The organism is Ammoniphilus oxalaticus (assembly GCF_003609605.1).
Classification (GTDB): Bacteria; Bacillota; Bacilli; order Aneurinibacillales; family RAOX-1; genus Ammoniphilus; species Ammoniphilus oxalaticus.
Map to the genome: position 1 here is coordinate 524,169 of NZ_MCHY01000006.1, position 25,334 is coordinate 549,502.

Genomic DNA, 25,334 nt, shown 5'->3' on the forward strand with positions numbered 1-25,334 from the left:
CTGATGAAAAAGGTAGCATGGTATCTAGGCGCCTCTATTTTCGGCTTACTGCTAATCTTTCCTTTTTTGTGGATGGTCTCTACTTCTTTGAAGCCCTCAGCGGATGTACTTAGTCTTACGCCTGTTTGGATTCCACGCCAAGTTACGATTCAACCTTATTTGGATGTCATTGGCAACCGATCTTTTCGTGGCTATTTGTTCAATAGTCTTGGGATCGCAACGGTTAGTTCGGTCATCTCCGCCATTTTAGCTAGTTTAGCTGGGTACGCGTTTTCTAGGATCCCCTTTCGTGGAAGAGAAGGGTTGTTAACGTTTTTTCTTAGTTCGCAAGCGATTCCGAGTGTCGTTCTGCTTATTCCAATATTTTCAATTATGACGCATCTTCACTTAAAAGATAGCTTAATCGGTCTAATCCTAGCCTATATTAGTTTTTCCTTGCCATTCTGTACATGGATTATGGTCGGTTATTACAAAAGAATCCCATTGGAGTTAGAGGAGGCTGCCTTTATGGACGGGGCTTCTCGTTGGAGCGCTTTTTGGAGGGTCATTTTTCCGATCTCATTGCCGGGAATGATCTCTACCGGGATTTTTTCCTTTTTATTGGCATGGGACGAGTTTTTGTTTGCAATTACACTCACGCAGTCGGAAAGCAAGCGGACACTTCCTTACGGTTTATATAATTTTATGGGCCAGTATGGGGTAGAGTGGAACCAATTAATGGCTGCCGCTGTGCTGGCGATGATTCCACCGAGCCTCATATTTCTCTTTTTACATCGTTACTTTGTGAGCGGTTTTACATCGGGGGCAACGAAGGAATAAGGACGGTCTTACTGTGGAATTCCATTATAGAATAAAAACTCTCCTGGACAAGATTGTTTGGAGAGTTTTTATTCTAGAAAATCGTCTTTTCAGTTTCTCCATTAAAGAAGTAGGCTTTGTTCATATCAACCCACAATTCGATTTTACTACCGACTTTCGGAGGAGTTTCCTGTTGCAGTCGGGCTGTGAGGTTGGTTTTTCCAGCCGAAAGATACACAAAGATTTCACTGCCCGTGTTTTCCACGATATCCACAGTCGCTTCAATAGCTGTCCCGTTCTTAGAATCTTGGGAGTGTAATCGATTGTGAATATTTTCAGGGCGGATTCCGAGCGTTACTGGGTGATGAGCCTCTCCTTTTTTTAGCAAAGGCATTGCCTTTTCTTCGGGGATCGGGAGCAGAAGGGTTTCACTTTGAAAATATAAGGTTTCGTTATCTTTGGTTAGACGACCGTCAATGAGATTCATCGGCGGGGTGCCAATAAACCCGGCTACAAATAGGTTAGTTGGTTTGTGATAGATTTCCTGCGGTGTCCCAACTTGTTGGATCAGGCCATTATTCATCACCACGATTCGATCGCCCATCGTCATCGCTTCGGTCTGATCATGGGTTACGTAGACGACTGTCGTTTTCAGGCGTTGATGTAGCTTACTTATTTCTGCGCGCATTTGAACGCGCAGTTTCGCGTCCAAATTTGATAACGGCTCGTCCATTAGAAAAACTTGTGGTTCTCGGACAATCGCGCGTCCTAATGCGACCCTTTGTCGTTGACCGCCGGACAGGGCTTTCGGTTTGCGGTCTAACAATGTTTCAATACCTAAAATGTTGGCAGCATGTCGGATCCGTTGTTCGATTTCTACCTTTGAAAATTTACGCAACTTCAGACCAAAAGCCATATTATTGTAGACGCTCATATGCGGATATAGCGCATAGTTTTGAAAGACCATCGCTATATCGCGGTCTTTAGGCTCCACATTATTAACAAGACGATCACCAATATACAGTTCGCCTTCAGTAATTTCCTCCAGTCCAGCAACCATTCGCAAGGTGGTCGATTTCCCGCAACCAGAAGGGCCTACAAGTACGAGAAATTCTTCATCGAATATGTTCAGGTGAAAATCTCTCACCGCCCAAGTTTGATCATTGTATTTCTTTTTTACATGATGAAAGGTTAAACTAGCCAAACTTAATCAACTCCCTCTCGTCGCCCGTACTTAATTGTTTAAGTAATTGTAACATAATTGAATGTAGGAGTTTAGACATCGACACGATTCGATCTATGCAAAGGGCAGAGGAGTATGGTATTCTAACTTAGTTTGTGAGGAAAAGTTGATGTGTAGAGGAAGTGGATGATGGCGAACAAGGAAGAACGATGGGAAATAGAGGGTTTTATTCTATTCGTATTGATGATTGTTATTTCTGTGTTGTTGTCAAAAGTTGAAGGTAAAGGTCAGTTTTTAAAATTTTTATTTTTGGATGTATTGTTTATCAATCTGACCGGTGTGTTTATGCTTGTATCGGGCTTGGCCTTGTTAGGACTCGGATTATATTTAATTTTTAGTAAAAAAGCAGCCGATCCGAAAAAGTTAACTTGGGTCTTGCCGCTCTTTCTACTGCTCTGGATTGGCTTAGGGATCGGTTTATTACAAGATATAAGGGACAATCTATTAGATGTCGGCAATTATATAGTTGGTAACATAGCGGAAGAAGAGGTCGTCATAGTAAAGTTTAAGCGTATACCGGCACACAATAACACCCTTTACGAATATACGTTTTCCGATGGCAGGCAATTGGTGGAGAAATATTCAGGAAAAGGATTTGCCGCGATCCAAGAAGGCGCGACATATCGGATTCGTTACTTACCGCGCAGTCAGAAATTGTTAAACATCCATAGAGTAGATTAAAAAAGGGGACCTCATCACAGAGAGCGAGAGGTCCTCGTCATACTATTAATCATTGGAGCAAAATCTTTGTTAGATCGGTGAGCATTTGAATTTCATAGGTCGGTTGTATGCTTGTCTCGTTTTCTGTTCCACGCGGATTAAACCAGCAGGTATCGATACCGTAATTGGCGCCGCCTTGGATATCAGATGTTAACGAATCGCCGACGATTAAGACACGATCTTTGTCTTGTTCACTTAACTCTAACTTAGTAAAAACAAAGTCAAAAATTCTACGGTCTGGTTTCTGATAACCCGCTTCCTCTGAGGTGAAAATATGTTGAAACGTATCACAAAGCGGAGATAAGGCAATTCGTGAGTGTTGGACTTTTTTGAAGCCATTCGTAATGACTGCCAATCGGAAAGGGGACAACTGGCTACACAACGTTTCCGCGCCGTCAACGAGATGCGCTTCTTTTCCTAGAAAATTAAGATAGACTTGATTAAATTTGCCCGCATCTATTTTTAACTCGCATTCCTCAAATAATCGTTTGAAACGCTCTACTCCAAGATCTTCCAGATCGAGCTGTCCTTGTTCTAAAAGGCGCCACAAATCATGACTGATCTCCTTATACCTTTGCATAAAATCAGTAACTCCTGTTGGAAATCCATATTGTAAAAATGCTTTATGCAACGCGCTTTTTTGTGAAGCGTTAAAATCAAATAATGTATCATCTACATCAAATAAAATTGTATCGTATTTCATAGAAACCTCCTTGTAAGCAAGTGTAAACTTTTCTCCTAAAATAGACCATCTTCATCACGTAGTCAACAACCCTATCTTTCTGATATATAATTGAATTTTCTCTAGTTTACTCAAAAATACGAGGTAATCCAAAGGATCAAATCCTTTTGCTAAATTACCTTCTTTTTTAAACCTACTAAACAAGAGGTATCTATTGCGCTTCCTTCTTCCAGAATAAGAAGGAAGTGTTGTCCTAATTACTTTAAAAACTAACAATTAAGGCTTGTCAGTAAACTACTCTTGAGTATATTGGAGGAGGTTACCGTAGGAGATTGATATTTTCTCGGAAGCCTCCTCTCTCATTTTATTCGTGACATGAGTGTAAACCCTCATCGTTGTTTTAATGTCTTCATGACCGACCCTTTCCATAATTGTGGCAATATCGACTCCCGCTTCCGTTAGCATCGATATATGAGTGTGCCTGAATGTGTGAGGGGTTGCATTTTTCTTTATGGCGGTCTTTTGCATAAGGCGGTTCATCCGAGTTACGATGCGCGCTGGCGAGAAGGGATAGCCGTCATCTCGACAAAACACAAAGTCCTTGTCATTGTAGTCATCGTAAGTATGACGATATTGAAGTTTATGCTTATCATTTCTTCTTACCAAATTCATCAAAAGTTCCATAACGGATTCCTCCACATCAATTGTACGAATTGCCGCTTCTGTTTTTGGGGGTGTCAGTTCATAGTCCTTCATTCTGTTCGTTTCACTATGGAGATATCGTCAACGCGCGCTATCAAATCAATGCGGATACAGCACGAGCAATCGCAACAGGGATCTCCGATGGGAGTACACTAATCTCTTTTAATAAGCAACTGACATTCCGTGGTGGTAAACGTTACGACGGAATAACGAAAATCACCTCAGCACTTGCAGAAGGTACGCCGCACACATTAAAGGTACGGGCGGAAGATGATCAAGGTGGTAAGTCTACAGTCGAGGAGCGTACATTTTACGCTGTTCCGAACAGACCGCCAGTGTTATCGATTGATGCGTTTGAAACGAAGAATAATATGATCAGCCGACACGATCACGATTTGTGGAACAGCAAGTGATCCAGATGGTAATGACATTGTCGTGAGATCGCCTGAATGATGGACTCAGTACGGAAGTTTACAGTGGTCCTGCTGGTCCATGGACGTTTGATCTTTCCTTATCCAAACTAAAAGACGGTGAAAACACATCATCGTTGTTGAGGTCACCGACACGTACAATTTTAAAACGTCAAAGACGATTTCTCCTAATTGCCGATATGATTGGTAAAGAGGAGTTCTTTGCATGAAAAAAGTGCGTTACCTTATAAGAACCAATCTAGTCGGTATCTTTACCATTATTCTCTCTGCACTTATGTTTTTCTTAGTTATATTTAGGGTGGATCCTTTTGGAAAAACTAAAGACAATGATTTATTAACAGCAGTCTCATCAATTGCTTTTCTTACATTCCTATATAAATTACTAAAAAATATTGAGCTAAGAGGTATACGATGATGGATATGAAATTTATGAGATAAAGGAAGTAGAGAAAAATAGAATTCCTATATATTATTACGCTAAGTTTAAAGAATAATCTGTTTCAGCGTGTAACGTTCCCCGGGGAGTTTTTTCATTTTGTCTTTATGATGCATTTGGAACCTAATGCGCAAACAACACAAAACACCCAGGAAGGTGTCCTTTTTCTATTGTCGAAACAAAATACCGTAGGTGGCAGGATGTTACAAATTTTGACACCGAGGATATGGTACAACCCACCTAAATAATCAGAAAAGGGCAAATCATTTGAAAGAATGGCGCGCAAAGTCACAGGTCTAAAGCGATTGGCTATGATGGCTGGACTACCTGGATTTTATCAGTAGGGGTGAAACCATGGTTAAGAAGGTATCGGTAACAAATAGTTTAGATGAGGAGTGGGTGGAGTTAATAGTGGAAGCAAAGGATCTAGGTTTGTCAATTGATGAGATACGCATATTATTAGGCATATCATATAGGTCAGCTAGTTAACGTCCTTCGGGGCGTTATTTTTAATTTGTCCAAAGCAAGGGGTAACAATCAAGTATATTGGATAATAATAAATTATATGAGCATAAAAATGTCGGGTGAAAGGAAGAGGACATGACTGTTGAAGAGGGACTGAATCAGGTAAAACAGGGTTTTCGATTGATGGAAGAAACCAGTAGTTTGATTAATCAAGCCATCTCAGATGCATTTTTATTTACTTGGCAATGGTGGTTAGGGATCGGATTGTTCATCGTTCCTTGGATTGTATGGTTTTTGCTCAGGAAAAAGGAAAGTACAGGACGGCTATTGGCAGCGGGAATGATTGCAATTATTATTGGTGTCACCATCGATATATTTGCAGCAGGAATGGGGCTATGGTTATATCCAATGGATTTTATCCCCAATTCCCTGGCATTGTTCCTTCCTTATCATTTTTCAGTACTGCCAGTTGGTGTGATGTTTACTCTGCAAATCAGACCAAACTCTAATCCAATTGTTAAAGGAGTAATCTTTGCAGGATTAGGAGTCTTTATTGTTATGAGATTCTTTAGAATGATTGACTTTTACAATCCGAAAGGATGGCCGTCTATCTATGATTTCTTTATTATGTTGATAATTTACTTAGTGGCATATCTGGTCACCAATATTCGTGGGTATGAAAAGATTAGGTCTTCCGATAAAGGTGAACCCACCTATAATTTCAAGTTTTTGCAAAGAAAGCAAAAAGTACGTTAATCGTGTTAAATTTTCAGCAACAGAAGCACTCCTATGGGGTGCTTTTTATCTTGTCGGAAAGCGGGTGTAACATGAAAAATCAATATTTCTTTACGGCGTCGGGAGCAATCGGCGCCTTTTTAGTTTCTTCATTTCACTTTTTATATGGCGAGGATCCTATTCGTTATTCGGCGTTATTTTTATACCTCATGCTGATTGTGATGGATTGGATTGGCGGGTCACCGAGCGTCTAAGATCGATGGTTCATATGCTTCTGAATATGGAATTAAAGGAGCTTTGGGCGGTATTCCTGTTACTTGCCCCAGCGATGGGACATCTAATTGATCAGATTATAAGTACTCCTAGCATTGCGTTCGGATTCTTAACCACTGCCTTCGCACTCCATATTGTTTATGGCAGTATAAAAATGTACAGTATGGCGGCTAATTTATGCGCTGTTAAAAAGACCGAAATAAAAAGAAAAAGCCACTTGCCAACATCTAAAAAAATACATACACTCCATTTGGGCATTACGTTCAGGGAGGGTATATAGGAGATGTTAGCAATGGCTGAAATTAATTATATCAGAGAAGAAACGAATACAAAAGGACGTTCTTATTCATCAGTTGCTGAGCAGATGAACCGAGATCGACGAACCATTAAGAAATATTCAGAGATGGAAGACTTCAATCCGCAAGAACAGCTTGTTCAGACAAGAACGGCGCCTGTTATGGATCCAGTCAAACCAATTATCGATCAGTGGTTAGTAGAAGATATGGGGAAAAAGAAGAAGTTTAGAAGAACGGCAAAGCGAATCCATGATTTGCTTGTCAAAGAATATGGATTCCAAGGATCCGATCGATCTGTTCGTGATTATGTAGCTAAAAGAAAGATAGTTCTATTAGAAGAAAGCGATGACGCATCTTTGCCGTTAGAAGCGAGGCCAGACACCGCGCAAGTAGACTTTGGAGAAGCTCCTTTTAAATATCGAGGAGAAGAAGTGGTGCGGCCTTATCTCGTTCTTTCTTTACCCTACAGCAACGCATTCTTGTTTCAAGTATTTCCATCGGAGAATCGAGAATGTTTCTTGCAAGGGCTAACGAATATGTTTGCCTTTATGGAAGGCGCGCCGCATACGATTCGCTTTGACAACCTGTCGCCTGCCGTAAAGAAGGTATTGCCGAATGGTGAACGGCAATTAACCGATGAGTTTGCTCGGTTTGTCGCCCATTACGGTTTCCAATATGAATTCTGTAATCCTGGCAGTGGTAATGAAAAAGGGCATGTGGAGGTCATGGTGAAGTACATACGGAACAATTACCTGTTGCCGGAAGTGCATTATGAGGATTTAAATGAGCTGAACGAGAGAGCTTTTAATTGGAGTGTCAATGATCGCGATCGAGCTCACTATAAGAAAGGTCTGCCGATTGCCGAACTCTACTTGGCAGACAATGCCCGCTTTCTCCAATTACCTGGAAAACCATTTGAGTGCGTACGTTTTGAGCTGGTAAAAGCGGATAAGTATGGATTTGTTCGAATCGATAAGAAGCAGTATTCGACTTCGCCGCGATTTGCGGGACAAAAGGTACGAGCAAAGCTTTCTTTTGACACCGTGACACTAGCAGTTGATGGCCAAACGACCCAACGTCCTTAAATACAGTTCATTCTATGATCAACTGCCAGAAGAGTGGAAGCATTTCTTCAACGAATGCGCAGCGGAAGAGTAGCGAAACGCGCTTCAGCTCCTTTCCGTCATATTAAAAGAACAAAGTTTCTAGCTGTCTGCACAAGCCTTGAATATGGCATCGGAACATGGGCATCCAACAGTGGATGCGATTAAACATGTGTATTACCAATTGGTGAATGGCAGAGGAATTCGAGAAACACTGCCCCTTCGGCCTTCCATTCCGAAAACGAAGCAAGCAGCAACGAGAGGGCTTTCCCATTATGATCAGCTCATGCTTCCTTCGGGAGCATTCCTGTTAGATGGTTTTTCAGGGTCTTGAACAAAAAAGAGCCCTCTTGGTATGATACGGGGTGTCAAATCTCGAGAATTGACACCTAATTTGTAACCAAGGAGGACTCCAAAATGGATTTTAAACAAAATCAAAGAATAAACAAGTCACTGAAAAAACACTAGTCATCGGTCTCGATATAGCAAAACGTATTCATTATGCATGCTTTGTTGATGATCGGGGACGGTTGCTCCAGAAATCAATTCCTATTTCACAGTCAAATGAAGGGTTTGAGTATTTCTACCATTGAATTCTTAACGCCCTAAAAGGAATGGATCGGATACACTTAGTTAGACAACTAAATTAAGGTCTTGTAGAATCAAACTAACAGAAACGAGGGGATCTACAATGACCGAAAGAAGAGCAAGAAGAACGTTCACATCCGAATTTAAACACCAAATGGTGCAGCTATATGAGAATGGAAAACCTAGAGCCGATATTATCCGTGAATATGAATTGAACGCGTCCACATTCGATCGATGGGTGACTCAAAGTCGTAATTCTGGATCTTTCAAAGAAAAAGATAATCGTACGCCTGAAGAGGACGAGCTCATCAAGTTGCGTAAAGAAAATCAACGTCTAAAGATGGAGAAAGATATTTTAAAGCAAGCGGCGCTGATTATGGGACGAAAATAGATGTGATTCGTAATAACGCTCACAACTATTCGGTATCAGCAATGTGCGACGTCCTACAAATACCAAGAAGTACCTACTACTATGAATCAACCCAAAAGCCGTCTGAGGATGAACTCGTTGAGCAAATACGTGAGATCTTCTTTGCTAGCCGAAACAATTACGGCACACGTAAGATCAAGGTAGAGCTTAAGAAACGCGGACGTCGTTCAAGTCTTCCATACAGATCGCGGCAACGAATTTAAAAACAAACTTATAGATGATGTTTTAGAAACCTTTGAAATTAAAAGATCCCTCAGCATGAAAGGCTGTCCCTACGATATGCAGTAGCGGAAGCCATGTTTAAACTATTTAAAACCGAGTTTGCAAACCAAACTCATTTTGAAAGCCTGGAACAGCTCCAGCTTGAACTCAATGATTACGTTCATTGGTTCAACAAGATTAGAATCCATAGCAAGTTGGGATACATGAGCCCAGTTCAATACAGATTATTGAACATGAATAACTAGAGCCGACAGGTAATCTCACTAAATGAAACTAGACCTTAAATAATCTGTTCAATTTACTGTTGACAGTCCAGCTTTTCCTTTGCTAACAATTGCATGCTTCATTAGTTAGCTTAAATACGCTGGAAGACAGCAATTGGACTAATTGTTATAACCCTTTATTTCAGTTTCGTTTTTGCATAGTCGTTGTCTGCTGCTGGATATTTACTTTGATCCCAAGTACGAGTTTCTAATAAATATTCAGAATTTCTTAAGAAGTAATTGTAATTAACAAAATCATCTTTATCTGAAGAGGTATCAGCAAAAGTAACATCCAAGTGGTAAAAGGATCCATCTAATTCAACCATATTCCAAGAATGTAAGCCTCCGCTATTAGTAATTCCGACGATGTATATAGATTCAATACCAACTTTTTCCAATAGATAGTTTATAGTTCTAGTGTATCCATCGCAAACAGCAATACCATACATTATAGTACCGAAAGTAGTATATGAATCATTTGAAATCATCCTTGTGATGTAGCCCTCATAATCATAACTTGTGTTTAATACAACATAATTGTAAATAGCTTTTACCTTGTCGTAATCAGAATAGTGAGGTTGAATAATATTCTTTAAAATCGCATCCGTTCTTTTGTCCAGCAATTCATTTTTTTTCGATATGGTTTCCTCTGTGTAACGAAAGTTAAACTCAATATCCCTATTCGAATAAGTTATCCAGTTTTTAATGTAAAAGAGATTAGGGTCAGTATCAAGTATTGCCTGAATTAAATGTTTTACATCGAGATAATCTACTTCTTTGTCATCAAAAAAACCATTTGGGTTTACAGTTGAAAGTGCTTCGTAAATTGAAGCGTAGGAATTGGGGTACATATCCTGTAATTCCTCTTTCGAAAAACCTGCTAAATTATAATTAGCTGATGCCACCTTACTAGTGAAATCAAAAAGCGATACAAAAAGGATCAACGTTGCTAAAGCTATATTTAAAGACACCTTGATTGATTTTTTATTCATTAAACCGAATCCCACCTTTCCGCTAATCACTAAGAAATGGTAAGAACCTATGCATTGAGAGTTTTTCCATTCTCTTAATCTATTATTAATATATGAAAGGTGATTCATTGAGGATTGTGCTGAAGTCCTTGGATAATAAAAATGTTAATAGGATGAGGTGAAATTGAAAGATTTTTTAATGTGTGTTTTATTATGATAACGTTTTAGACACAAACTCAGAAATTGATAGGAGGAATAGGTGATGAAGAAAAATGTGCTCGTTGGAGCAAAGAAATTGAGAAGGAAGGTGAAGTTGTAGTTACTGATGCCATGGGGAGCAAGGATTTAGTTCATGTAGATTGCTTATATGATTATGTACTTAGGGCGAACAAGCAAGAATATTACGACAGCTTTGAAGACTATAGGAGAGAAAACGAGTAGTGTACTGTTAGTTGAAACACGGTACTTAAAAAAGGGGAGAAACAGAAATGAAAAAGAAAATCACGATTTTTATTCTAGGTTTAATGACTATCTTACTATCCGCGTGTAGTACGGAATCGGATACGGTAAACCACAATATATCTAAGTCTGCAGATTCATTCGAGGTAAACAGGAGGATAGTGTTCTTCAATGGCATAACAGACAAATACCTCCTAACCGTTGAGGGGTTGTGTTCATTGGATATCACTGGCGATAAGGCGTTACGTGTGACATGCAAAGTTGGTGAAGGAGAGTACAAGCGCCATTACTTAGGGTTAAGTGATAATGTGAGTTATTTCGTAGAGCAAGTAGATTCAGCTAATGTTGATCCGTTTCATTATCGTGTGGTATTCAGGCCAGAATCAATTGTTCCTGATATAGACATTCAGACAAGTAAATAAAGCATTTGCAGTACGAGCATAAACAGACATAAAAAATAGCCAGGACTTCCCGACTAATCTTTTCGACACATTAGATTATAGCATATATGGGAGGGGTCCGACTATGAGATCACTAGATATAGAGGTAAACGATAGAAATAGGCTGGAATTTGATATAATGGATATACCGTCCAGTTGTGTGATTGTGATTTGCGAAGGGAAAGCAAAAGTCAGAGAGCTTCCTCCATTCGGTGAATATAGAATCTTAACATATCAGGGGAAGGTGAAGCGGATGAGAAGGGAAGAAGGGGAAGAGTTTTGAGTATAATTAGGATTGAAGGTACACGGCCAGCAGAGCTTGAGGAACAACAGATACTTGAGAAAATTGAAAACTTGTTATTAGAGCAACAAGTTCACACTTTGGAAAATACACTTTCCGATACAATTAGTTTCTTTTCAACTTGGACAGCAATGGCTGGAGTGTTTTTAGCGGCACTCTTGGTTATTGCAGGATGGATAATGAAAAGAGTTTTTGATAAAAAACTAACTCAAGTTACGAATATATCATCTGATATAACTGGCAAATTTGAAGTTTTGAAAGATGTCGAACAAAAAGTAAATTCAAAATTCAATACAATCCAAGAAATTAACGAGTATTTCATAAAGTCTAAAAAAGAATGGGAGAAAATTAAAGAAATACAAGATTTTCAGTATAAAGAAATAAACATTGGTTAATATCGGCTCTAGGTTTTCCATTCTCATATAGCTGCACCATTTGGTGTTTAAATTCGGATGTGAACGTTCTTCTTGCTCTTCTTTCGGTCATTGTAGATCCCCTCGTTTCTGTTAGTTTGATTCTACAAGACCTTAATTTAATTGTCTAACTAAGTGTATCCGATCTAACTACATAAATCGATAGATGTATAAATCTATACCCGATACTAAAGGCTTGTATAGATTTTGTATAGCAGCCAATGCTAGGTTAGTAGTTAACAACACTTTACATCCTTCTTTTTTGGGGGAAGTGGGTTTACTGAGTATTAATTTATTCGTTTTGATGAATTAACGGAAGGTGAGAATTCTTTTATAAGTATAGTCGAGAAGAAAGGTTACATAGACGTTACTAAAAAGCTATGGTATGTTGTTATTGCATAACCAGCAAGGGGCAAACTATTCGAAAGATTGGGACGCAAAGCTACAAATCTAAGGTATTTTATACTAAGATGGTTGAGCTACCTGGATTTTACACTTGAAGGGTGAGAAATCATGGTTAAAAAAGAGAAAGATAAAGAGGTGTTGGATCAAGAGTGGGTAAACTTAATCCTCGAGGCTAAGGAGATCGGGATATCGAAAGAGGAATTACGTGAATTTTTAATAAATAAGATGAGGATATCTGTTTAATATAATTTCGTACTTGCATGTTTATTTTTTGAAAATGCTTTCATTCTCTAGTACTTCATTTTTTTTTAATTTTAAGAAATCTCTAAAGTCTTCTTTTGATATATTTGAAGCCATCGCAAATTTAACCAATTTTATAGTTTTTTCATCAAGATTATTATATATATTAAGATTGATTACATTCACGCACAATACACCTCCATATAAAAAGACTATAGCATAATGGCTCATGTATCAGCAAGGTCTTCGATGTTTACATAATATTGATGATTAAAACCTTAACATGATCTTTAGATTAAAGCCCGCTGGGTGATCGTGGATACAGAGAAGCAGGAACGTGCTTATGTTTTTCAGCGGTGTCAGAAGAGAGTGTAAGCAAAGATATAACCCCTACAAATGAGTGGGGGTTATATCTTTTGCTATGTCTTTATCTTAAATAAAATTAGGGAACTTTTCCTAATGATTTTCGTCTATAATATAGATGTAAAATAATAGGAGGTTAGAAATGCCGAAAATATTTCATTTTTGTATCATTGTTATAAGTTCTTTATCAGTTTTAGTAGGATGTGGTGCAAATTCTACAAGTAATACTGATGTGGAATTAAGTCCAACTTTTATTGTTGAAGGCTCAGAAATACAAGGTATTGAAGGCAAGATCGCTATTTTTCCTTCAGAGTTTATTGCTGAACAGACGAATAAATATTTGTGGCATTTTTGGGGCGTGGGTGATGAGAGTTTTGAATTCAGGGTAGAGGCTATAGACATTCAAACAGGAGAAAAAATCAATCCATTCCCATTGGACGTTCCTACAAAGGTTTTGCCTAGTCCTCTTAGAGGAGCGGAGGCTACATCACCGTCATCTGTGACGCTTCCCAAATCAGGAATTTGGCAGTTAGATGCCTATGTGAATGAAGAATTATTTGGAAGCATAATAGTTGAAGTAAATTGATAGGAAAAAATAAGCCTTCGCCATAACAGTGAGGGCTTATTTTTGAATTTAGTAAGAATAGTATATGTAGTTTTTTATTAAATCTGGCAAGTTGAATTGACCAACTTCTATTTTTGGTTGACATATGTTTTAGTGGCTGGTGGTTCATATGATCGAAATTTGTCAAGTAATTTGCTTGGTTCCGAGTCGACAAACGCCATTGAAAGATATTTATCGTGCATAAACTGCTCCTTCGCCATATGATTAAGCAGCTCTAGCAGTGGATCGAAGTATTGATTGATGTTTAGGAGGCCACAAGGTTTTTGATGAAGGCCTAGTTGAGCCCAAGTGAAAATTTCAAAGAACTCTTCTAAAGTTCCTGGTCCACCCGGTAAAGCAATAAACCCATCTACAAGTTCTGCCGTCTGAGCTTTCCTCTCATGCATAGAATCGACAATAATTAGCTCTGATAATTTTTTATGAGAAATTTCTCTTCGTTCTAAAAAACTTGGCATAATCCCAATTACCTCTCCACCTTCTTCTAAAATGGAATCCGCAACTGCACCCATAATGCCAACACTTGCACCGCCGTAGACAAGTGTAATATCGCGCTTAGCTAGTTCTTTACCCAATTTTTTTGCAGTTTTTATATAAACATCTGATGATCCTTTACTGGAACCACAAAATACAGCTACCTTTTTCACTGTACTCGCCTCCTTATGAATTAGCGTTTCTATTATACAAAAGTCCTGATCTTTTGTTAAACTTTTAGGATAATGAATTTTTAGGAGTGGGATAAATGGATGTAACCGAATTTCAACAATGGGTGAATGATTATTATGAAGAAAGAGGTTGGTCTGAATTAGATATTTTTATTCGTATTGGTTTTTTAGCAGAGGAAACAGGAGAAGTAGCACGAGCTATAAGAGCCCTTGAAATTGGAAGGGATAGACCAGACGAAATAACAGAATTATTTGAAGAGAATAGACAGGCCTTAACTGAGGAGTTAGGAGATGTAATAGGTAACGTAATTGTGATTGCCAATAAATACAAAATTCCGTTGGAAGAAGTGTTTAATCTCCATAAGAAAAAACTCTTAAAACGTTATTCTAGTGAATGAGTTAGTTTATCATTTTATCTAACGGAAGCAGACCAAAGATCGCTGGGTAATCGTGGATCCAGAGAAACAGGAGAGCACTTATGTATGTCAGCGGTGCCAAAAGAGAATGTATAATAGGGTATAAATAGACGTGGAGGTTCGGTATGGCCAACATAGTAAAAATTAGAGCAAGCGTATTTATTCCAATGTCTTGGACTGAGCCTAGGAAGGATCCTCAAACAGGGAATACAATCCAATTTCAAGGCGATTCACGTGAATTTACACCGTATGCAGTAAACACTATGCGTTCTAGAGTTGAACAAGAAATAATTGTGGATTTTTATAAAAGGGAAGTTTTTGCATATTCGGATACGGGTATAACAACTGCAAGAATCATAGCTCCAAATGGTATAGTTAATCAAGATGTTGGGAAAGCGAGCACTGAGGGTATTGTTTGCGTTGACATTGAATGGGGAACAAGTGATATTAAATTTAAAATGGAGGCAAGTGCTAGTAACCCATTAAATCCAAATGCACCCACCGTTGATTATGTGCTAGATGTTCAAGTCAAAGAAGATGGTGTGGTCGATATTAAAGGAGAACATGACGGATTTCCTTGTTTTGAATTTTATAAGCAAGTGAATTTTGATGGATTTGAACAAATCTATACACATGACTTCAGGAAAACTGGAGACACTCCAGAGGCAATGGGCGGGGAAATGGAGTATAGCTTTGAAAGGATACTGTAAATTAAAAGTAATTCATCCTTTTAATAAAATAATCCTCCATCAAAAATGGTGATATTTTATACTTTTACAATATCATCCGTTCTATAATCCCCTTCCGTGCGTCTTACTTGATTGAATTAAGCTGTAAGAAAAGGGGGAGAAGGTTATCTGAAATAAACAAAAGAACCCTAGCTATGCTAGGGTTCTTTGTTCGATATATTAACGTAATAACTGAAGCACTCCTTGTGTAGCTTGGTTGGCTTGCTTCGGCACTATGTCTTTCGATCATAGAATGACTATATCTTCATCTCAGCGAGATACTGGGCACTTCGAATGTCGGTTGACACCAAACGGATTTCATCATAATTATCGGCAGTTATGTAATCGTGTTTAGTTTTTTTATCTGAAAGATTGGAAATATAATGTTCGTCATAAGATTTTATCTTGTTGATCATCTTGGACAACATGAGCAACTTGCACTGAGATAAATCGAATTCGGAGGGATATTATATGGAAGAAGCAAGAATAGGGGGAGGGCAAAGCTCGAAAGAACGCGTTCGAAAAACGAGGTCTGACAAAAGGATTAGTGTTAAAACTAATTTGACTAAAGAATCACACACGCTACTTAATCGATTAGGTATGACAGTCGGCAAACCCAAAACCGCGCTGGCAACTGAAATAGTGGAGACGCTCCTACGAAACCCAACGTTTGTCGTATGGATCCAGGACAAATACAATGTGGCCGATGAATTTAGATTAACACCGACCACTATTGATGGAAAAATAAAATATTAGAACCTGGGTAAAGTTTCGCCGATCTTTTTAAATGCTTCATAACACCTTTTGCATAATCCCCAGCCCTTATCTGTAGCTCAAGGCTTACCACAGTCAGGACATTTGTACATACAATTCAGTCCTTTCTAAATATTTAATAACCATTATTGGAAGAGATGGAAATTTTTATACCTTATTACTATTATTAATAATGTTTAGGTTGCAATTACTATTGGTCCTGTGTTATTTTTAAAAAAAGTAACAAATAAAGTAACAAATAAAGTAACAAAAAAGTAACAAAGAAAAGAAAGCCCCCGAAATGCAAGGGGCACTTCGAGGGTAGTTAATATTAATTCTTATGGGAAAATGTGATAAAAGAAACTAAGAGATACCTTAAGAAACACAATAAGGCATACCTATAATAATAATATTAAAGTTTACAGGAGTCCATGTTAGCCACGGATCATGGATTTAAGGCAAAATCATGTTGGTAATTGTCGTGTTTTTTGCATAAATAAATAAGCCTGAGACGGCGAGGTCCCAGGCTTTCGATGATAATTTTTAAATGGATAAGATTAATAGTCATCGGATAAGATCAATAAACATTACATGAACAAAGCGGTAAATCTTTTTTTAAACAGAGACTTCTTCAACTTCAGTTTCAACTACGCCAGGTTTAACAGGTCTACCCATTCTCGGAATTACAAACGTTGCTAGAGCGAATGCGATGAATGATGTACCAGCAGTAATTGTAAAGGCTGCTTGCCATCCTAGCGCAGTTGCTACAGCCGCTCCAACACCACCACCGAAGATTGCCGCAGTTGCTTTTGCTGCCCAGAAGAATCCATAGTTTTGAGCCGAGTATGCTGTTCCGAACATGTCACTGTTAATGGAAGGGAACAATGCGTAACTACCACCCCAAGTGAAGAATGCAAGGGCTAAGGCGACGATGAATACAGCAGGACTAATTTTTGATACGATTGGGAATAAGAACAATACAATTGAGTTAATTAAGAATACGATTGACATTGTTTTGAAACGTCCGATTTTGTCGGAAACCGCGCCCCAGAATGGTCGGCAACCACCGTTTGCAATGTTTTGAATAGAAACTGCAATGGTGATCGTAGCTACAGGAATACCAATGCTTTGCGCATATGGCGCGCTGTTCGCTACCAATAGTAATCCACCAAAGTTTACACTAAAGAAAGCAGTCCATAAGATCCAAAAGTGCGGTGTTTTTAACATTTCTTTAGATGTAAAGTCTTTCGATGTAACAACTTTTTTAGCTTTTGCTCCGCCTGGTTGTTCAGGGAAACGAATGATAAAAGCAAGTATGATAATGACAATACCTTGGATAAATCCAGTAATCATAAAGGCGGTGCTTACACCTTTTGTAGCCATAACTGAGCTAATGACAGGTAGGAATGGCAGAACCCCCATACCGTAACCAGCTGCTGTAAAACCAGATGCTAAACCTCTTTTGTCAGGGAACCATCGTGTAGCCGTGTTAATGGCAGTACCGTAGACGATACCAACACCAGCGCCAGCAAGTGTGTATAGCGCGTAAAGACCAGCTACTGTGTTAACTGTACCCATTAAGGACCATCCGACAAGAACCATCGCTCCAGAAAGGATTAACATCATTCTTGGACCGAATTTATCAACGAAGTAACCGCCCCCCGGTTGTGAACCTGCTTGGATTACTTGAGACAGAGTGAAAGCCGTTTGCACGACAGCAAGTGATACACCTAATTTCTCTTTCAGCGGGTTGGAGTAGAGTGTCCAGGAATATTGAACCCCGGAGATCATCGCCATGAGTAGTACCGCTAGGACTAAGTGAAACCAGCGATTTTGTAACAAGCCTTGTGGCTGTTGTTGCGTGTGTGCGTTAGTCATATTACATTCTCCTTTTTGTTTTGTCATGGTGAACATTTGTTCATGTGTTTCTCTCTATGGCTTAAGTATATACTAACAGAATTCAAATAGCTGTGAACGTTCTATGAAATTCGACACGATTTGACAAAGATCGCAACGTTTAAAATTGTCAAAAGATATTGAATGGATAGACAAGAGGCGTAAAAGCAGACATAGAAAAAGAGCCTGAACCGATATAGGCTCAAGGCTCTTTTTCCGAAGATCTGTCACGAACGTATAGTAGATCACCCGTATGTCTGGACAATAGATACATGAACAAATATTTAAACGCTGGCAGTACTGAAATATAAGCCTACTGTTTCGCGTGATAGATTAAGCGATTGCCTTCTCTGGCTCTTCTTTTGGCTGTTTCTTCGGTTTACCCATTCGCGGAATGACGAAAGTGGCTAACGCAAAAGCGACGAATGAGGTTGCCGCGGTAATCGTAAAAGCTGCTTGCCAGCCGAGCGCTGTTGCAACAGCGGCGCCTACGCCACCGCCAAAAATGGCTGCAGTCGCTTTGGCGGCCCAAAAAAATCCATAGTTTTGAGCCGAGTAGGCGGTTCCAAACAGGTCACTGTTAATGGACGGGAAGAGAGCGTAACTTCCGCCCCAAGTAAAGAAGGCCAAAGCTAGCATTACGATGAATAGTCCACTGTTTATCTTAGAAACGATGGGGAAGAAGAATAGGACAATTGAATTGATAAGGAAAACGATAGACATTGTTTTAAACCGACCAATCTTGTCCGAAACTGCGCCCCAGAAAGGACGACAACCTCCATTACAAATGTTCTGAATGGAAACTGCGATTGTAATTGTCGCCATCGGAATGCCAATGCTTTGCGCATAAGGAGCGCTGTTAGCAACCAGGAGCAGCCCTCCGAAATTGACGCTGAAGAAAGCGGTCCATAGAACCCAAAAGTGTCCTGTTTTTAACATCTCTTTTGAAGTAAAGTCATTTTCAGTAATGACTTTCTTGCCGCTTGTTTGTTGGGCAGGGAACCGAATGACAAAGGCGAGCAGAATAATTACAATACCTTCAATAAATCCAGTAATCATAAAGGCGCTGCTTACACCTTTAGTAGCCATAACTGAGCTGATAATTGGCAGGAAGGGAAGAACCCCCATTCCATACCCAGCGGCTGTAAAACCAGATGCCATCCCTCTTTTGTCAGGGAACCACCTCGTAGCCGTGTTAATTGCGGTGCCATAGACGATTCCAACCCCAGCGCCGGCTAATGTGTATAGCGCGTAAAGACCGGCTACTGTGTTGACCATACCCATTAACGACCAACCAACTAAAACCATTACTCCGGAAATGATTAACATCATTCTCGGACCAAATTTGTCGACGAAGTACCCGCCGGTTGGTTGTGAACCAGCTTGAATTACTTGAGATAGCGTAAATGCAGTTTGCACGACCGCTAGTGACACACCTAACTTGTCTTTTAACGGATTAGAATATAATGTCCACGAATATTGCACCCCTGAAATCATGCACATCAATAGAACGGCGCAGACCAAATGAAACCAACGATTTTGCAGTAATCCGCCGGATGACTGCTCTGCATGTGAGTTGCTCATGATGATAGTCTCCTTTATGCATGGTGTCTGTTAATCGTAAGGTCATGTATTACTGTCCATATTTTTACTATACTCGATTACTTCCTTATTAAGTGTGAACACTTAATGAATATTGCGAATATTCAACTAATTCATTTTTAATAGCGTAATAAAGGTAGTAATTTTCTCAAAACTAGATTTTAAATGGGTTACTGTAAAAATTGAACAATTACGCCTAATTTTATCCGGCGATTAACATAAGGATAATCGTAAAAATATAAAAGTGGATCTGAACAATGTAAAGTAGGGAACAACTGGCGGTTTGTTGATAAAGGTCGAAAAATGACGAAAGATTAATCGACAACAGGCCTTCTGCTATGCTTTACAATGGTGTTATAATTAGAGTATATCCATTCGAATGGATGGTAGTGGGATACATTGTATATCGAGGCTGTTGTATAAATGGTTTTTTTATTAGAAGAAATGTAGGACATACATTATCTTGAATATATTTTTTACTTTTGGAAAAGTGACAGTAGTTGAAATTAGGGGAGGGGTATCCATGAAGGCGGAGGAAGTAAAAAAGATGCGATTTGACCAATTGATTGTCGTCAATGGTCTCATCCTGACAGTCGTAACGATCTATCTCATCTTAGCCAATGTTCTTCATATTACGGTTACGAGCTTATTTTTAGTGATTGGCGCGATTGCCTTAATACAGGGGGTTGCTGGTTTAGTCAGGATGGATGAAGCAAAATCAATAATTCCCATCTTTGGACAAGTTGCCGCATATGAAAAAGAAAAGCTTGGCGACCAAGAGTGGAGACGGCAACGGATCGTTGGTTGCGTCTGGAATGCGGTCGTTAGCGGCATCTTTTTAATACAAGCGTACATGCATAGAGGTTCTTTGGATACAATCGCTGAAATTGACTACCCTATTTTGCTTATTTTTGTGTTTCTTGCTCTTACCGTTTTAAATTTTAGTATGCTGATGCATTTTCGTAAGATTGATCATGCCGAGGCAAAAGTTGAGTTTAACTATAGTATGTGGAGGGCCCAGTTAGACGCGGTCTTAATCATCGTGACGTTTGGTTTCGTCATGTTTACTTTCACCGTTTTTTATTTTATGACTGTCAATTAAATTTAAAAGATTTAAAGCCTGGAAAATCGTATCTATACGAATCGTTCCAGGCTTTTTTTACGTTTAATCTTTTTCGATCAGCGTTAATGCAGCGACATCATATTTGTATTCGATATCTCGATGCTGCTCATCAACAACCTCAATTTCAAAAATTGATTTTCCATTTTTCATTTTTAATTTCCATTCAAAAATACGGTATTCCGGCCCTGCGTCTTCTAGTGTTTGATCGATGAGGGCTTGTATTTTATTCACATCGTCTAAGCTAATCGCGCCTGTTTTTTGATGCTGCTCTTGTTTTTGTTCTTGCTTCATGATGCTTCCGTCTTGTGGATTAAATTTTATTTCATATTTGCTCTGCTCATCGTAACCTTCGACTTCATATTGATATGATCCGTTTTTGGGTTCCAATTCGATCTCATCGACCTTTGCCTCAGGATATTGATCGAGGAAAGCTTGATAAGCTTGCTGTGGTGTGAACTTAATATCTTCATATTGAATCGCTGCGGGATTGCTTGATGATCGTTCCTCCTGAATCGGTTCGGTTTCGGTAGTCGGATTGGCTGGCTCTTGTCCACTTGAACAGGCGACTAGCAGGCTAGCGAATAAGAACGCGGGAAGCGCCCATTTTTCTATCATTTTAGCTACCTCCAATTTTTAACAAATTATATTTTACAACATTATATCATGGTCGATTGATGATACACAAACTAATTCGAATCATAGTTCCGATCAAAAAAACATGAATTTTTCCGAAGAAAATACTGAAAAAACAGTTAATTCACTTCTAAAAACATGCAAATAGATGGTATAATAGAAGAGGCAGAAAGGAAATGAATGCGATTACATCATCTGTTCTCATCGAGATACACAGTCGGTGGGGAAACAAGTTTCCTTTAGCGCTACTACTTGATCGATCCCAATCAAAAGCGAACTCAATTTTTAATAAAAAGGAGGATTAATCAATGCAGTTGACAGGAATTGGGAAAATGAGATTTGACCAACTTGTTGTTACGAACGGGCTTATCTTGACATCCATCACTGTCTACCTCATCTTGAGCAACGTTTTTGAGATTTCAATTGCCTATTTGTATCTAGCGCTTGGGGTGTTTGCTTTTATTATGGCGGTCAATGGTTTTTTAAAAGGGGAATCCACCTCTTCAATATTCCCAATTTTCGAACAAGTATCAGAATACGAGAAGAAAAAAATGGGGAAAGAGTGGGTGCTTCAGCGTAGGGTTGGCTGCGCTTGGAATGCGGTCGTGAGTGGTATCTTTCTATGGCAAGCTGTTTCGCATTGGCATTCGCCTAAAGTGTTGGCTCACTTTGAGTATCCGATTATACTAACGATGGTTTTCTTTATCTTAGGTTTGCTCAACTTTGGCTTACTTATGCATTTTCGCAAAGTTGATCATTCCGCCTCGAAGGTGGAGGTTAAAGAAAATATTTGGAAGTCGCAACTGGGCGCCATTACGATGTTGATTTGCTTTGGGTTTTTAATGTTTACTTTTACTGCATTTTATTACCTTTCAATCATTTAATCCCTCGACATAAAGCATCGCTTTACTTCACCTAGACAAATTCTACAACAATATAAAAAGGCTTAGCGCTTCTCAACGAATAAGAGGAGGCGCTAGGCCTTTTTTATAGGAATCCCCTCATTTTAATTCAATTTATTATCATAAAAAAAAGCATAACGGAGAAACTGAGAGGAATGGGGGTGGTGTACGGATATGAAACAAGTTTCTTCTGTATTTTGGGTCACGCTCATCGTATCTATTTTGTTTGTGTTGTGGGGAGCTTTTTTTCCTGATTACTTACAAGCGGTCATGAATACGGCCCAAGTTTTTTTTCTCGAAAACTTTGGATGGTACTATCAGTTGGCGGCGACCTTCTTTCTACTGTTTGCCTTGTTCTTAATCTTTAGTCCCTATGGAAAGATCAAACTAGGAAAGGACGATGACAAACCAGATTTCAGCCGTCCGACGTGGTTTGCAATGTTATTTAGCGCGGGAATGGGTATCGGGTTAGTCTTTTTCGGTGTATCGGAACCGATCTCACATTATGTTGATCCGCCGATGGGAGCGGGAGGGACCCCGGAATCCGTGCGGCTAGCCCTTCGCTATACGTATCTTCATTGGGGTTTTCATGCCTGGGGGATTTACGCGGTGATTGCGCTGGCCATCGCTTATTTTAAATTTAGAAAAGGGTTGCCCAGTTTAATGAGCGCTACGTTGACTCCGATTTTAGGTGACCGAGCAAATGGACTTATTGGTAAAGTCGTCGATATGATCGCCGTTTTTGCCACGATCTTTGGTGTAGCAGCTTCGCTTGGGCTAGGCGCAGGTCAGATAAATAGCGGAATTAGTTATCTTACAGGCATTCCCAATTCATTTGGTGTGCAATTAATCATCATTGCCGCCGTGACCGTGCTGTTTCTACTATCTGCCGCGACCGGCGTCAAACGGGGCATTAAATACTTAAGTAATGCGAACTTAGGTTTGGCAATCGTGTTATTTATTACGTTCTTTATTTTGGCCCCGACCGTGTTTTTGTTAAATTTATTTACAACAACATTTGGGGAGTACATCCAAAATCTGTTGGTGATGGGAACGTGGCTTTCCTTGTTTAACCGTGAGAGCGCGGCCTGGTTACAAAACTGGACCATCTTTTATTGGGCTTGGTGGATTGCTTGGGCTCCGTTTGTTGGAACGTTTATTGCTCGTGTCTCAAAGGGGAGGACAGTCCGAGAATTTGTCATCGCTGTTTTAGTCGCGCCAACGCTCGTTTGCTCGTTTTGGTTCGCCGTTTTTGGAGGAACAGGCATTTATATGGAACATAACCTAGGCATTCCCGTATCGGCGCAAAGTTTGGAAACGGCTTTGTTTTATGTTTATGAGCATATGCCGTTTACGATTGTGTTGGTCATTGTCACCTTGTTTCTCGTTAGCACATTCTTTATTACGTCGGCGGATTCGGCGACTTTCGTTTTAGGGATGCAAACAACCAATGGGGGCTTAGAACCGCCAAACAGTGTCAAGTTTATATGGGGGATCGTCTTATCCGCCTCGGCTGCGGCGCTGTTATATTCTGGTGGCTTGCCCGGCTTTCAAACGACAATCATTGTCAGCGCTTTTCCGTTGAGCATCGTTTTATTTATGATGGTGTTCGGCTTACTCAAATCGTTTAGGGAGGAAGTCGGAAAAGGGAAACAGGGCGGTGGCCAAAAGGAAGTCGGTCATCCGCTAAACAAGAATCGCGCGAGAACATAATTTTGGATCAGATTTAACAAAAAACAGGAGGAAAACCAAACAATGGTTTTCCTCCTGTTTTTAAAATGCTTATGAATTTACAGCCACTCTACTTTGTCTTCCTTGCGGCATATCAGGTAATTCGTTGACAGAAACGACTTCGTCGGTCTGCTTTTCGGGTTGGATCCAATATTGTTCGTTCCCTGGTAGGTCATCAAACCATGCTGCATCATCCGGGCAGTCCAGAACCATAAACTTTCCATAAACGTCATCGCGTGATTGGTGATATTTCAAATAAGCTTTTCCATCTTCAATTGCTAAAATCTCTATCTTTCCGCTTGTATGACTCATCGATAAGCGGACACGTTTCCCTAGACCCGATGTTTTCGCTTTCGCTTGTTCAACAATATTGTATAGTTCTTTTAGCGGCAATACAAAATCGGAGTTACCTGCAACTGGACGGTTCACAAAGAAATAATACGGGGTAACGCCAGCCCAGGATAATTTGTCGAGCAGTTCGGCTAACACATCAGGGTCATCGTTGATCCCTTTCAGGATCGGCGTTTGGTTAACTACGATCGCGCCGGCATCATGCAACGCTTGGAACCCTTTTAGCGCTTCCTTTGTAATTTCAACCGGATGGTTAATGTGAGCCATAATGTAAATTCGTTGTTCCGGTGTTGAGAATTCGCGAATGAGCTTTAAGAGTTCTTCATCTTCATAAATTCGCATCGGGTTAAAGACAGGCATTTTTGAGCCTAAACGAATAATTTTGACGTGCTCAATCGCCCGCAACCGTTCAAGAATCATCCGCAGCCTCGGTGTCGCTAAAATCAACGGATCTCCGCCAGTCAGCAATACGTTATTAATTTCGGGGTGTTCTTCTATATATTTCAAACCTGGTTCTACATCGCTCATCGCTTCTTGCACGTCGTTGCGGAACAATCTTTTTCGGAAGCAATAGCGGCAGTAGGCTCCGCATACTTCAGAAACGATCAATAAAGCCGTCGTCGTATACTTGTGTTGACAACCGGGTACCACATAGTTTGTATCCTCATCTGACGCATCCCAGCGGCCATATTCTTCTAGTTCCCCTTCGTTCGGAATGACCAATTTACGAATTGGATCATTCGGATCTTTCCAGTCTATTAAATCCAAATAATAATCATTGACGCGGAAAACATATTTTTCAGTAATTTCTTTTAATATTTCCCTCTCTTTTTCAGGGATCTCTTTAATTTGATCAATATTTACAATATACCTTGGTTGTGCCATTCGTTATTAATCCCTCCAAAAATATCTGAATTCATTCGCTATATGTTT

Annotated in this window: 28 protein-coding genes, 2 pseudogenes and 2 riboswitches; of the genes and pseudogenes, 20 read left to right on the forward strand and 10 right to left on the reverse strand. The window is 39.6% G+C overall.

Features of this window, described 5'->3' with window-relative positions:
• Positions 1 to 3 precede the first annotated feature (3 nt).
• Complete coding sequence (locus BEP19_RS04600; RefSeq protein WP_120188638.1) at positions 4 to 819, forward strand: carbohydrate ABC transporter permease; 816 nt, start codon at positions 4 to 6, stop codon at positions 817 to 819.
• A gap of 73 nt (positions 820 to 892) precedes the next feature.
• On the opposite strand, the gene BEP19_RS04605 is transcribed toward BEP19_RS04600, so the two are convergent.
• A complete protein-coding gene (locus BEP19_RS04605) occupies positions 893 to 2,002 on the reverse strand; it encodes an ABC transporter ATP-binding protein (RefSeq protein WP_120188639.1) in 1,110 nt (369 codons plus the stop codon).
• A 165-nt stretch (positions 2,003 to 2,167) separates the two neighbouring features.
• On the opposite strand from BEP19_RS04605, the gene BEP19_RS04610 reads away from it, so the two are divergent.
• A complete protein-coding gene (locus BEP19_RS04610; protein WP_147393767.1) occupies positions 2,168 to 2,722 on the forward strand; it encodes a hypothetical protein in 555 nt (184 codons plus the stop codon).
• A 49-nt stretch (positions 2,723 to 2,771) separates the two neighbouring features.
• Here BEP19_RS04610 and BEP19_RS04615 read toward each other — a convergent pair whose 3' ends face one another.
• On the reverse strand, positions 2,772 to 3,464 hold the full coding sequence (locus BEP19_RS04615) for a YjjG family noncanonical pyrimidine nucleotidase (protein WP_120188641.1): 693 nt from the start codon (positions 3,462 to 3,464) through the stop codon (positions 2,772 to 2,774).
• Positions 3,465 to 3,737: 273 nt separating this feature from the next.
• The gene (locus BEP19_RS04620; protein WP_120188642.1) at positions 3,738 to 4,199 is read right to left on the reverse strand and encodes a tyrosine-type recombinase/integrase; all 462 of its coding nucleotides are present in this window, start codon (positions 4,197 to 4,199) and stop codon (positions 3,738 to 3,740) included.
• On the opposite strand from BEP19_RS04620, the gene BEP19_RS04625 reads away from it, so the two are divergent.
• From BEP19_RS04625 to BEP19_RS04655, 7 genes and pseudogenes are all read left to right on the forward strand, one after another.
• The gene (locus BEP19_RS04625) at positions 4,178 to 4,558 is read left to right on the forward strand and encodes a hypothetical protein (RefSeq protein ID WP_120188643.1); all 381 of its coding nucleotides are present in this window, start codon (positions 4,178 to 4,180) and stop codon (positions 4,556 to 4,558) included. The genes BEP19_RS04620 and BEP19_RS04625 overlap by 22 nt on opposite strands.
• Before the next feature lie 223 nt (positions 4,559 to 4,781).
• Positions 4,782 to 4,991 carry a hypothetical protein gene (locus BEP19_RS04630; protein WP_120188644.1) on the forward strand — a complete coding sequence of 70 codons (210 nt, stop codon included), beginning with the start codon at positions 4,782 to 4,784 and terminating at the stop codon, positions 4,989 to 4,991.
• Between the two features lie 268 nt (positions 4,992 to 5,259).
• Positions 5,260 to 5,343, forward strand: a riboswitch (cyclic di-GMP riboswitch).
• Positions 5,344 to 5,366: 23 nt separating this feature from the next.
• Entirely contained in the window at positions 5,367 to 5,501 is a 135-nt protein-coding gene (locus tag BEP19_RS04635) for an anti-repressor SinI family protein (RefSeq protein ID WP_120188645.1), read from the forward strand.
• Positions 5,502 to 5,612: 111 nt separating this feature from the next.
• Positions 5,613 to 6,233 carry a CBO0543 family protein gene (locus BEP19_RS04640; protein ID WP_211329309.1) on the forward strand — a complete coding sequence of 207 codons (621 nt, stop codon included), beginning with the start codon at positions 5,613 to 5,615 and terminating at the stop codon, positions 6,231 to 6,233.
• Positions 6,234 to 6,304: 71 nt separating this feature from the next.
• Entirely contained in the window at positions 6,305 to 6,466 is a 162-nt protein-coding gene (locus BEP19_RS17550) for a hypothetical protein (protein WP_170145261.1), read from the forward strand.
• Between the two features lie 302 nt (positions 6,467 to 6,768).
• Positions 6,769 to 8,218, forward strand: a pseudogene (istA, locus tag BEP19_RS04650) (IS21 family transposase).
• 357 nt (positions 8,219 to 8,575) lie between these two features.
• Positions 8,576 to 9,369 (forward strand): annotated as a pseudogene (locus tag BEP19_RS04655) (IS3 family transposase).
• A gap of 155 nt (positions 9,370 to 9,524) precedes the next feature.
• On the opposite strand, the gene BEP19_RS04660 reads toward BEP19_RS04655, so the two are convergent.
• A complete protein-coding gene (locus BEP19_RS04660; protein WP_170145262.1) occupies positions 9,525 to 10,379 on the reverse strand; it encodes a transglutaminase domain-containing protein in 855 nt (284 codons plus the stop codon).
• 467 nt (positions 10,380 to 10,846) lie between these two features.
• On the opposite strand from BEP19_RS04660, the gene BEP19_RS04665 reads away from it, so the two are divergent.
• The 4 genes from BEP19_RS04665 to BEP19_RS04680 all read left to right on the forward strand — a co-directional run bounded on the left by BEP19_RS04665 (position 10,847) and on the right by BEP19_RS04680 (position 12,619).
• On the forward strand, positions 10,847 to 11,239 hold the full coding sequence (locus tag BEP19_RS04665) for a beta-sandwich lipoprotein (protein WP_120188648.1): 393 nt from the start codon (positions 10,847 to 10,849) through the stop codon (positions 11,237 to 11,239).
• A 103-nt stretch (positions 11,240 to 11,342) separates the two neighbouring features.
• On the forward strand, positions 11,343 to 11,540 hold the full coding sequence (locus BEP19_RS04670) for an XtrA/YqaO family protein (protein ID WP_120188649.1): 198 nt from the start codon (positions 11,343 to 11,345) through the stop codon (positions 11,538 to 11,540).
• On the forward strand, positions 11,537 to 11,953 hold the full coding sequence (locus BEP19_RS04675; protein WP_120188650.1) for a hypothetical protein: 417 nt from the start codon (positions 11,537 to 11,539) through the stop codon (positions 11,951 to 11,953). The genes BEP19_RS04670 and BEP19_RS04675 overlap by 4 nt, the downstream gene beginning before the upstream one ends.
• Positions 11,954 to 12,372: 419 nt before the next feature.
• A riboswitch (cyclic di-GMP riboswitch) is annotated at positions 12,373 to 12,458 on the forward strand.
• Between the two features lie 26 nt (positions 12,459 to 12,484).
• The gene (locus BEP19_RS04680; protein WP_120188651.1) at positions 12,485 to 12,619 is read left to right on the forward strand and encodes an anti-repressor SinI family protein; all 135 of its coding nucleotides are present in this window, start codon (positions 12,485 to 12,487) and stop codon (positions 12,617 to 12,619) included.
• A gap of 21 nt (positions 12,620 to 12,640) precedes the next feature.
• On the opposite strand, the gene BEP19_RS17555 is transcribed toward BEP19_RS04680, so the two are convergent.
• Positions 12,641 to 12,802, reverse strand: coding sequence for a hypothetical protein (locus BEP19_RS17555; protein ID WP_170145263.1), 162 nt, complete (start codon positions 12,800 to 12,802; stop codon positions 12,641 to 12,643).
• Between the two features lie 319 nt (positions 12,803 to 13,121).
• Between BEP19_RS17555 and BEP19_RS04685 the strand changes: the two genes are divergently transcribed.
• Complete coding sequence (locus BEP19_RS04685) at positions 13,122 to 13,565, forward strand: DUF4871 domain-containing protein (RefSeq protein WP_120188652.1); 444 nt, start codon at positions 13,122 to 13,124, stop codon at positions 13,563 to 13,565.
• Positions 13,566 to 13,672: 107 nt separating this feature from the next.
• Here BEP19_RS04685 and BEP19_RS04690 read toward each other — a convergent pair whose 3' ends face one another.
• Positions 13,673 to 14,248 carry an LOG family protein gene (locus tag BEP19_RS04690; protein ID WP_120188653.1) on the reverse strand — a complete coding sequence of 192 codons (576 nt, stop codon included), beginning with the start codon at positions 14,246 to 14,248 and terminating at the stop codon, positions 13,673 to 13,675.
• Positions 14,249 to 14,343: 95 nt separating this feature from the next.
• Between BEP19_RS04690 and BEP19_RS04695 the strand changes: the two genes are divergently transcribed.
• The 3 genes from BEP19_RS04695 (at position 14,344) to BEP19_RS04710 (ending at position 16,166) form a co-directional block, all read left to right on the forward strand.
• A complete protein-coding gene (locus tag BEP19_RS04695) occupies positions 14,344 to 14,664 on the forward strand; it encodes a MazG nucleotide pyrophosphohydrolase domain-containing protein (protein WP_120188654.1) in 321 nt (106 codons plus the stop codon).
• 143 nt (positions 14,665 to 14,807) lie between these two features.
• Positions 14,808 to 15,392 (forward strand): DUF3238 domain-containing protein, encoded by a 585-nt coding sequence (locus tag BEP19_RS04705; protein WP_120188655.1) that lies wholly within the window; start codon positions 14,808 to 14,810, stop codon positions 15,390 to 15,392.
• Between the two features lie 489 nt (positions 15,393 to 15,881).
• Positions 15,882 to 16,166, forward strand: coding sequence for a hypothetical protein (locus tag BEP19_RS04710; RefSeq protein ID WP_120188656.1), 285 nt, complete (start codon positions 15,882 to 15,884; stop codon positions 16,164 to 16,166).
• 612 nt (positions 16,167 to 16,778) lie between these two features.
• Here the strand turns inward: BEP19_RS04710 and oxlT (BEP19_RS04715) are convergent.
• Positions 16,779 to 18,041, reverse strand: coding sequence for an oxalate/formate MFS antiporter (gene oxlT, locus BEP19_RS04715; protein ID WP_211329310.1), 1,263 nt, complete (start codon positions 18,039 to 18,041; stop codon positions 16,779 to 16,781).
• 351 nt (positions 18,042 to 18,392) lie between these two features.
• Positions 18,393 to 19,643 (reverse strand): oxalate/formate MFS antiporter, encoded by a 1,251-nt coding sequence (gene oxlT / locus BEP19_RS04720; protein ID WP_120188657.1) that lies wholly within the window; start codon positions 19,641 to 19,643, stop codon positions 18,393 to 18,395.
• Between the two features lie 541 nt (positions 19,644 to 20,184).
• On the opposite strand from oxlT (BEP19_RS04720), the gene BEP19_RS04725 reads away from it, so the two are divergent.
• The gene (locus BEP19_RS04725; protein WP_120188658.1) at positions 20,185 to 20,763 is read left to right on the forward strand and encodes a hypothetical protein; all 579 of its coding nucleotides are present in this window, start codon (positions 20,185 to 20,187) and stop codon (positions 20,761 to 20,763) included.
• 63 nt (positions 20,764 to 20,826) lie between these two features.
• On the opposite strand, the gene BEP19_RS04730 is transcribed toward BEP19_RS04725, so the two are convergent.
• Positions 20,827 to 21,399: a PepSY domain-containing protein gene (locus BEP19_RS04730; protein WP_120188659.1), complete on the reverse strand. Its 573-nt coding sequence runs from the start codon at positions 21,397 to 21,399 to the stop codon at positions 20,827 to 20,829.
• A 326-nt stretch (positions 21,400 to 21,725) separates the two neighbouring features.
• On the opposite strand from BEP19_RS04730, the gene BEP19_RS04735 reads away from it, so the two are divergent.
• Positions 21,726 to 22,301, forward strand: coding sequence for a hypothetical protein (locus BEP19_RS04735; protein WP_120188660.1), 576 nt, complete (start codon positions 21,726 to 21,728; stop codon positions 22,299 to 22,301).
• A 192-nt stretch (positions 22,302 to 22,493) separates the two neighbouring features.
• Positions 22,494 to 24,032 carry a glycine betaine uptake BCCT transporter gene (locus BEP19_RS04740; protein ID WP_120188661.1) on the forward strand — a complete coding sequence of 513 codons (1,539 nt, stop codon included), beginning with the start codon at positions 22,494 to 22,496 and terminating at the stop codon, positions 24,030 to 24,032.
• A gap of 69 nt (positions 24,033 to 24,101) precedes the next feature.
• Here BEP19_RS04740 and BEP19_RS04745 read toward each other — a convergent pair whose 3' ends face one another.
• On the reverse strand, positions 24,102 to 25,286 hold the full coding sequence (locus tag BEP19_RS04745; RefSeq protein WP_120188662.1) for a KamA family radical SAM protein: 1,185 nt from the start codon (positions 25,284 to 25,286) through the stop codon (positions 24,102 to 24,104).
• Positions 25,287 to 25,334 lie beyond the last annotated feature (48 nt).

Excerpts from the sequence above, each read along its gene's own strand:
- BEP19_RS04730 (WP_120188659.1), bottom strand. The coding sequence starts at position 21,399 with ATGATAGAAAAATGGGCGCTTCCCGCGTTCTTATTCGCTAGCCTGCTA.
- BEP19_RS04710 (WP_120188656.1), top strand. The coding sequence starts at position 15,882 with ATGGAAGAAGCAAGAATAGGGGGAGGGCAAAGCTCGAAAGAACGCGTT.
- BEP19_RS04725 (WP_120188658.1), top strand. The coding sequence starts at position 20,185 with ATGAAGGCGGAGGAAGTAAAAAAGATGCGATTTGACCAATTGATTGTC.
- oxlT (WP_120188657.1), bottom strand. The coding sequence starts at position 19,643 with ATGAGCAACTCACATGCAGAGCAGTCATCCGGCGGATTACTGCAAAAT.
- BEP19_RS04735 (WP_120188660.1), top strand. The coding sequence starts at position 21,726 with ATGCAGTTGACAGGAATTGGGAAAATGAGATTTGACCAACTTGTTGTT.
- BEP19_RS04705 (WP_120188655.1), top strand. The coding sequence starts at position 14,808 with ATGGCCAACATAGTAAAAATTAGAGCAAGCGTATTTATTCCAATGTCT.
- BEP19_RS04630 (WP_120188644.1), top strand. The coding sequence starts at position 4,782 with ATGAAAAAAGTGCGTTACCTTATAAGAACCAATCTAGTCGGTATCTTT.
- BEP19_RS04670 (WP_120188649.1), top strand. The coding sequence starts at position 11,343 with ATGAGATCACTAGATATAGAGGTAAACGATAGAAATAGGCTGGAATTT.
- BEP19_RS04665 (WP_120188648.1), top strand. The coding sequence starts at position 10,847 with ATGAAAAAGAAAATCACGATTTTTATTCTAGGTTTAATGACTATCTTA.
- BEP19_RS04620 (WP_120188642.1), bottom strand. The coding sequence starts at position 4,199 with ATGAAGGACTATGAACTGACACCCCCAAAAACAGAAGCGGCAATTCGT.
- BEP19_RS04615 (WP_120188641.1), bottom strand. The coding sequence starts at position 3,464 with ATGAAATACGATACAATTTTATTTGATGTAGATGATACATTATTTGAT.
- BEP19_RS04600 (WP_120188638.1), top strand. The coding sequence starts at position 4 with ATGAAAAAGGTAGCATGGTATCTAGGCGCCTCTATTTTCGGCTTACTG.
- BEP19_RS04685 (WP_120188652.1), top strand. The coding sequence starts at position 13,122 with ATGCCGAAAATATTTCATTTTTGTATCATTGTTATAAGTTCTTTATCA.
- BEP19_RS04610 (WP_147393767.1), top strand. The coding sequence starts at position 2,168 with ATGATGGCGAACAAGGAAGAACGATGGGAAATAGAGGGTTTTATTCTA.
- BEP19_RS04660 (WP_170145262.1), bottom strand. The coding sequence starts at position 10,379 with ATGAATAAAAAATCAATCAAGGTGTCTTTAAATATAGCTTTAGCAACG.
- BEP19_RS04695 (WP_120188654.1), top strand. The coding sequence starts at position 14,344 with ATGGATGTAACCGAATTTCAACAATGGGTGAATGATTATTATGAAGAA.
- BEP19_RS04640 (WP_211329309.1), top strand. The coding sequence starts at position 5,613 with ATGACTGTTGAAGAGGGACTGAATCAGGTAAAACAGGGTTTTCGATTG.
- BEP19_RS17550 (WP_170145261.1), top strand. The coding sequence starts at position 6,305 with ATGAAAAATCAATATTTCTTTACGGCGTCGGGAGCAATCGGCGCCTTT.
- oxlT (WP_211329310.1), bottom strand. The coding sequence starts at position 18,041 with ATGACTAACGCACACACGCAACAACAGCCACAAGGCTTGTTACAAAAT.
- BEP19_RS04680 (WP_120188651.1), top strand. The coding sequence starts at position 12,485 with ATGGTTAAAAAAGAGAAAGATAAAGAGGTGTTGGATCAAGAGTGGGTA.
- BEP19_RS04740 (WP_120188661.1), top strand. The coding sequence starts at position 22,494 with ATGAAACAAGTTTCTTCTGTATTTTGGGTCACGCTCATCGTATCTATT.
- BEP19_RS04635 (WP_120188645.1), top strand. The coding sequence starts at position 5,367 with ATGGTTAAGAAGGTATCGGTAACAAATAGTTTAGATGAGGAGTGGGTG.
- BEP19_RS04745 (WP_120188662.1), bottom strand. The coding sequence starts at position 25,286 with ATGGCACAACCAAGGTATATTGTAAATATTGATCAAATTAAAGAGATC.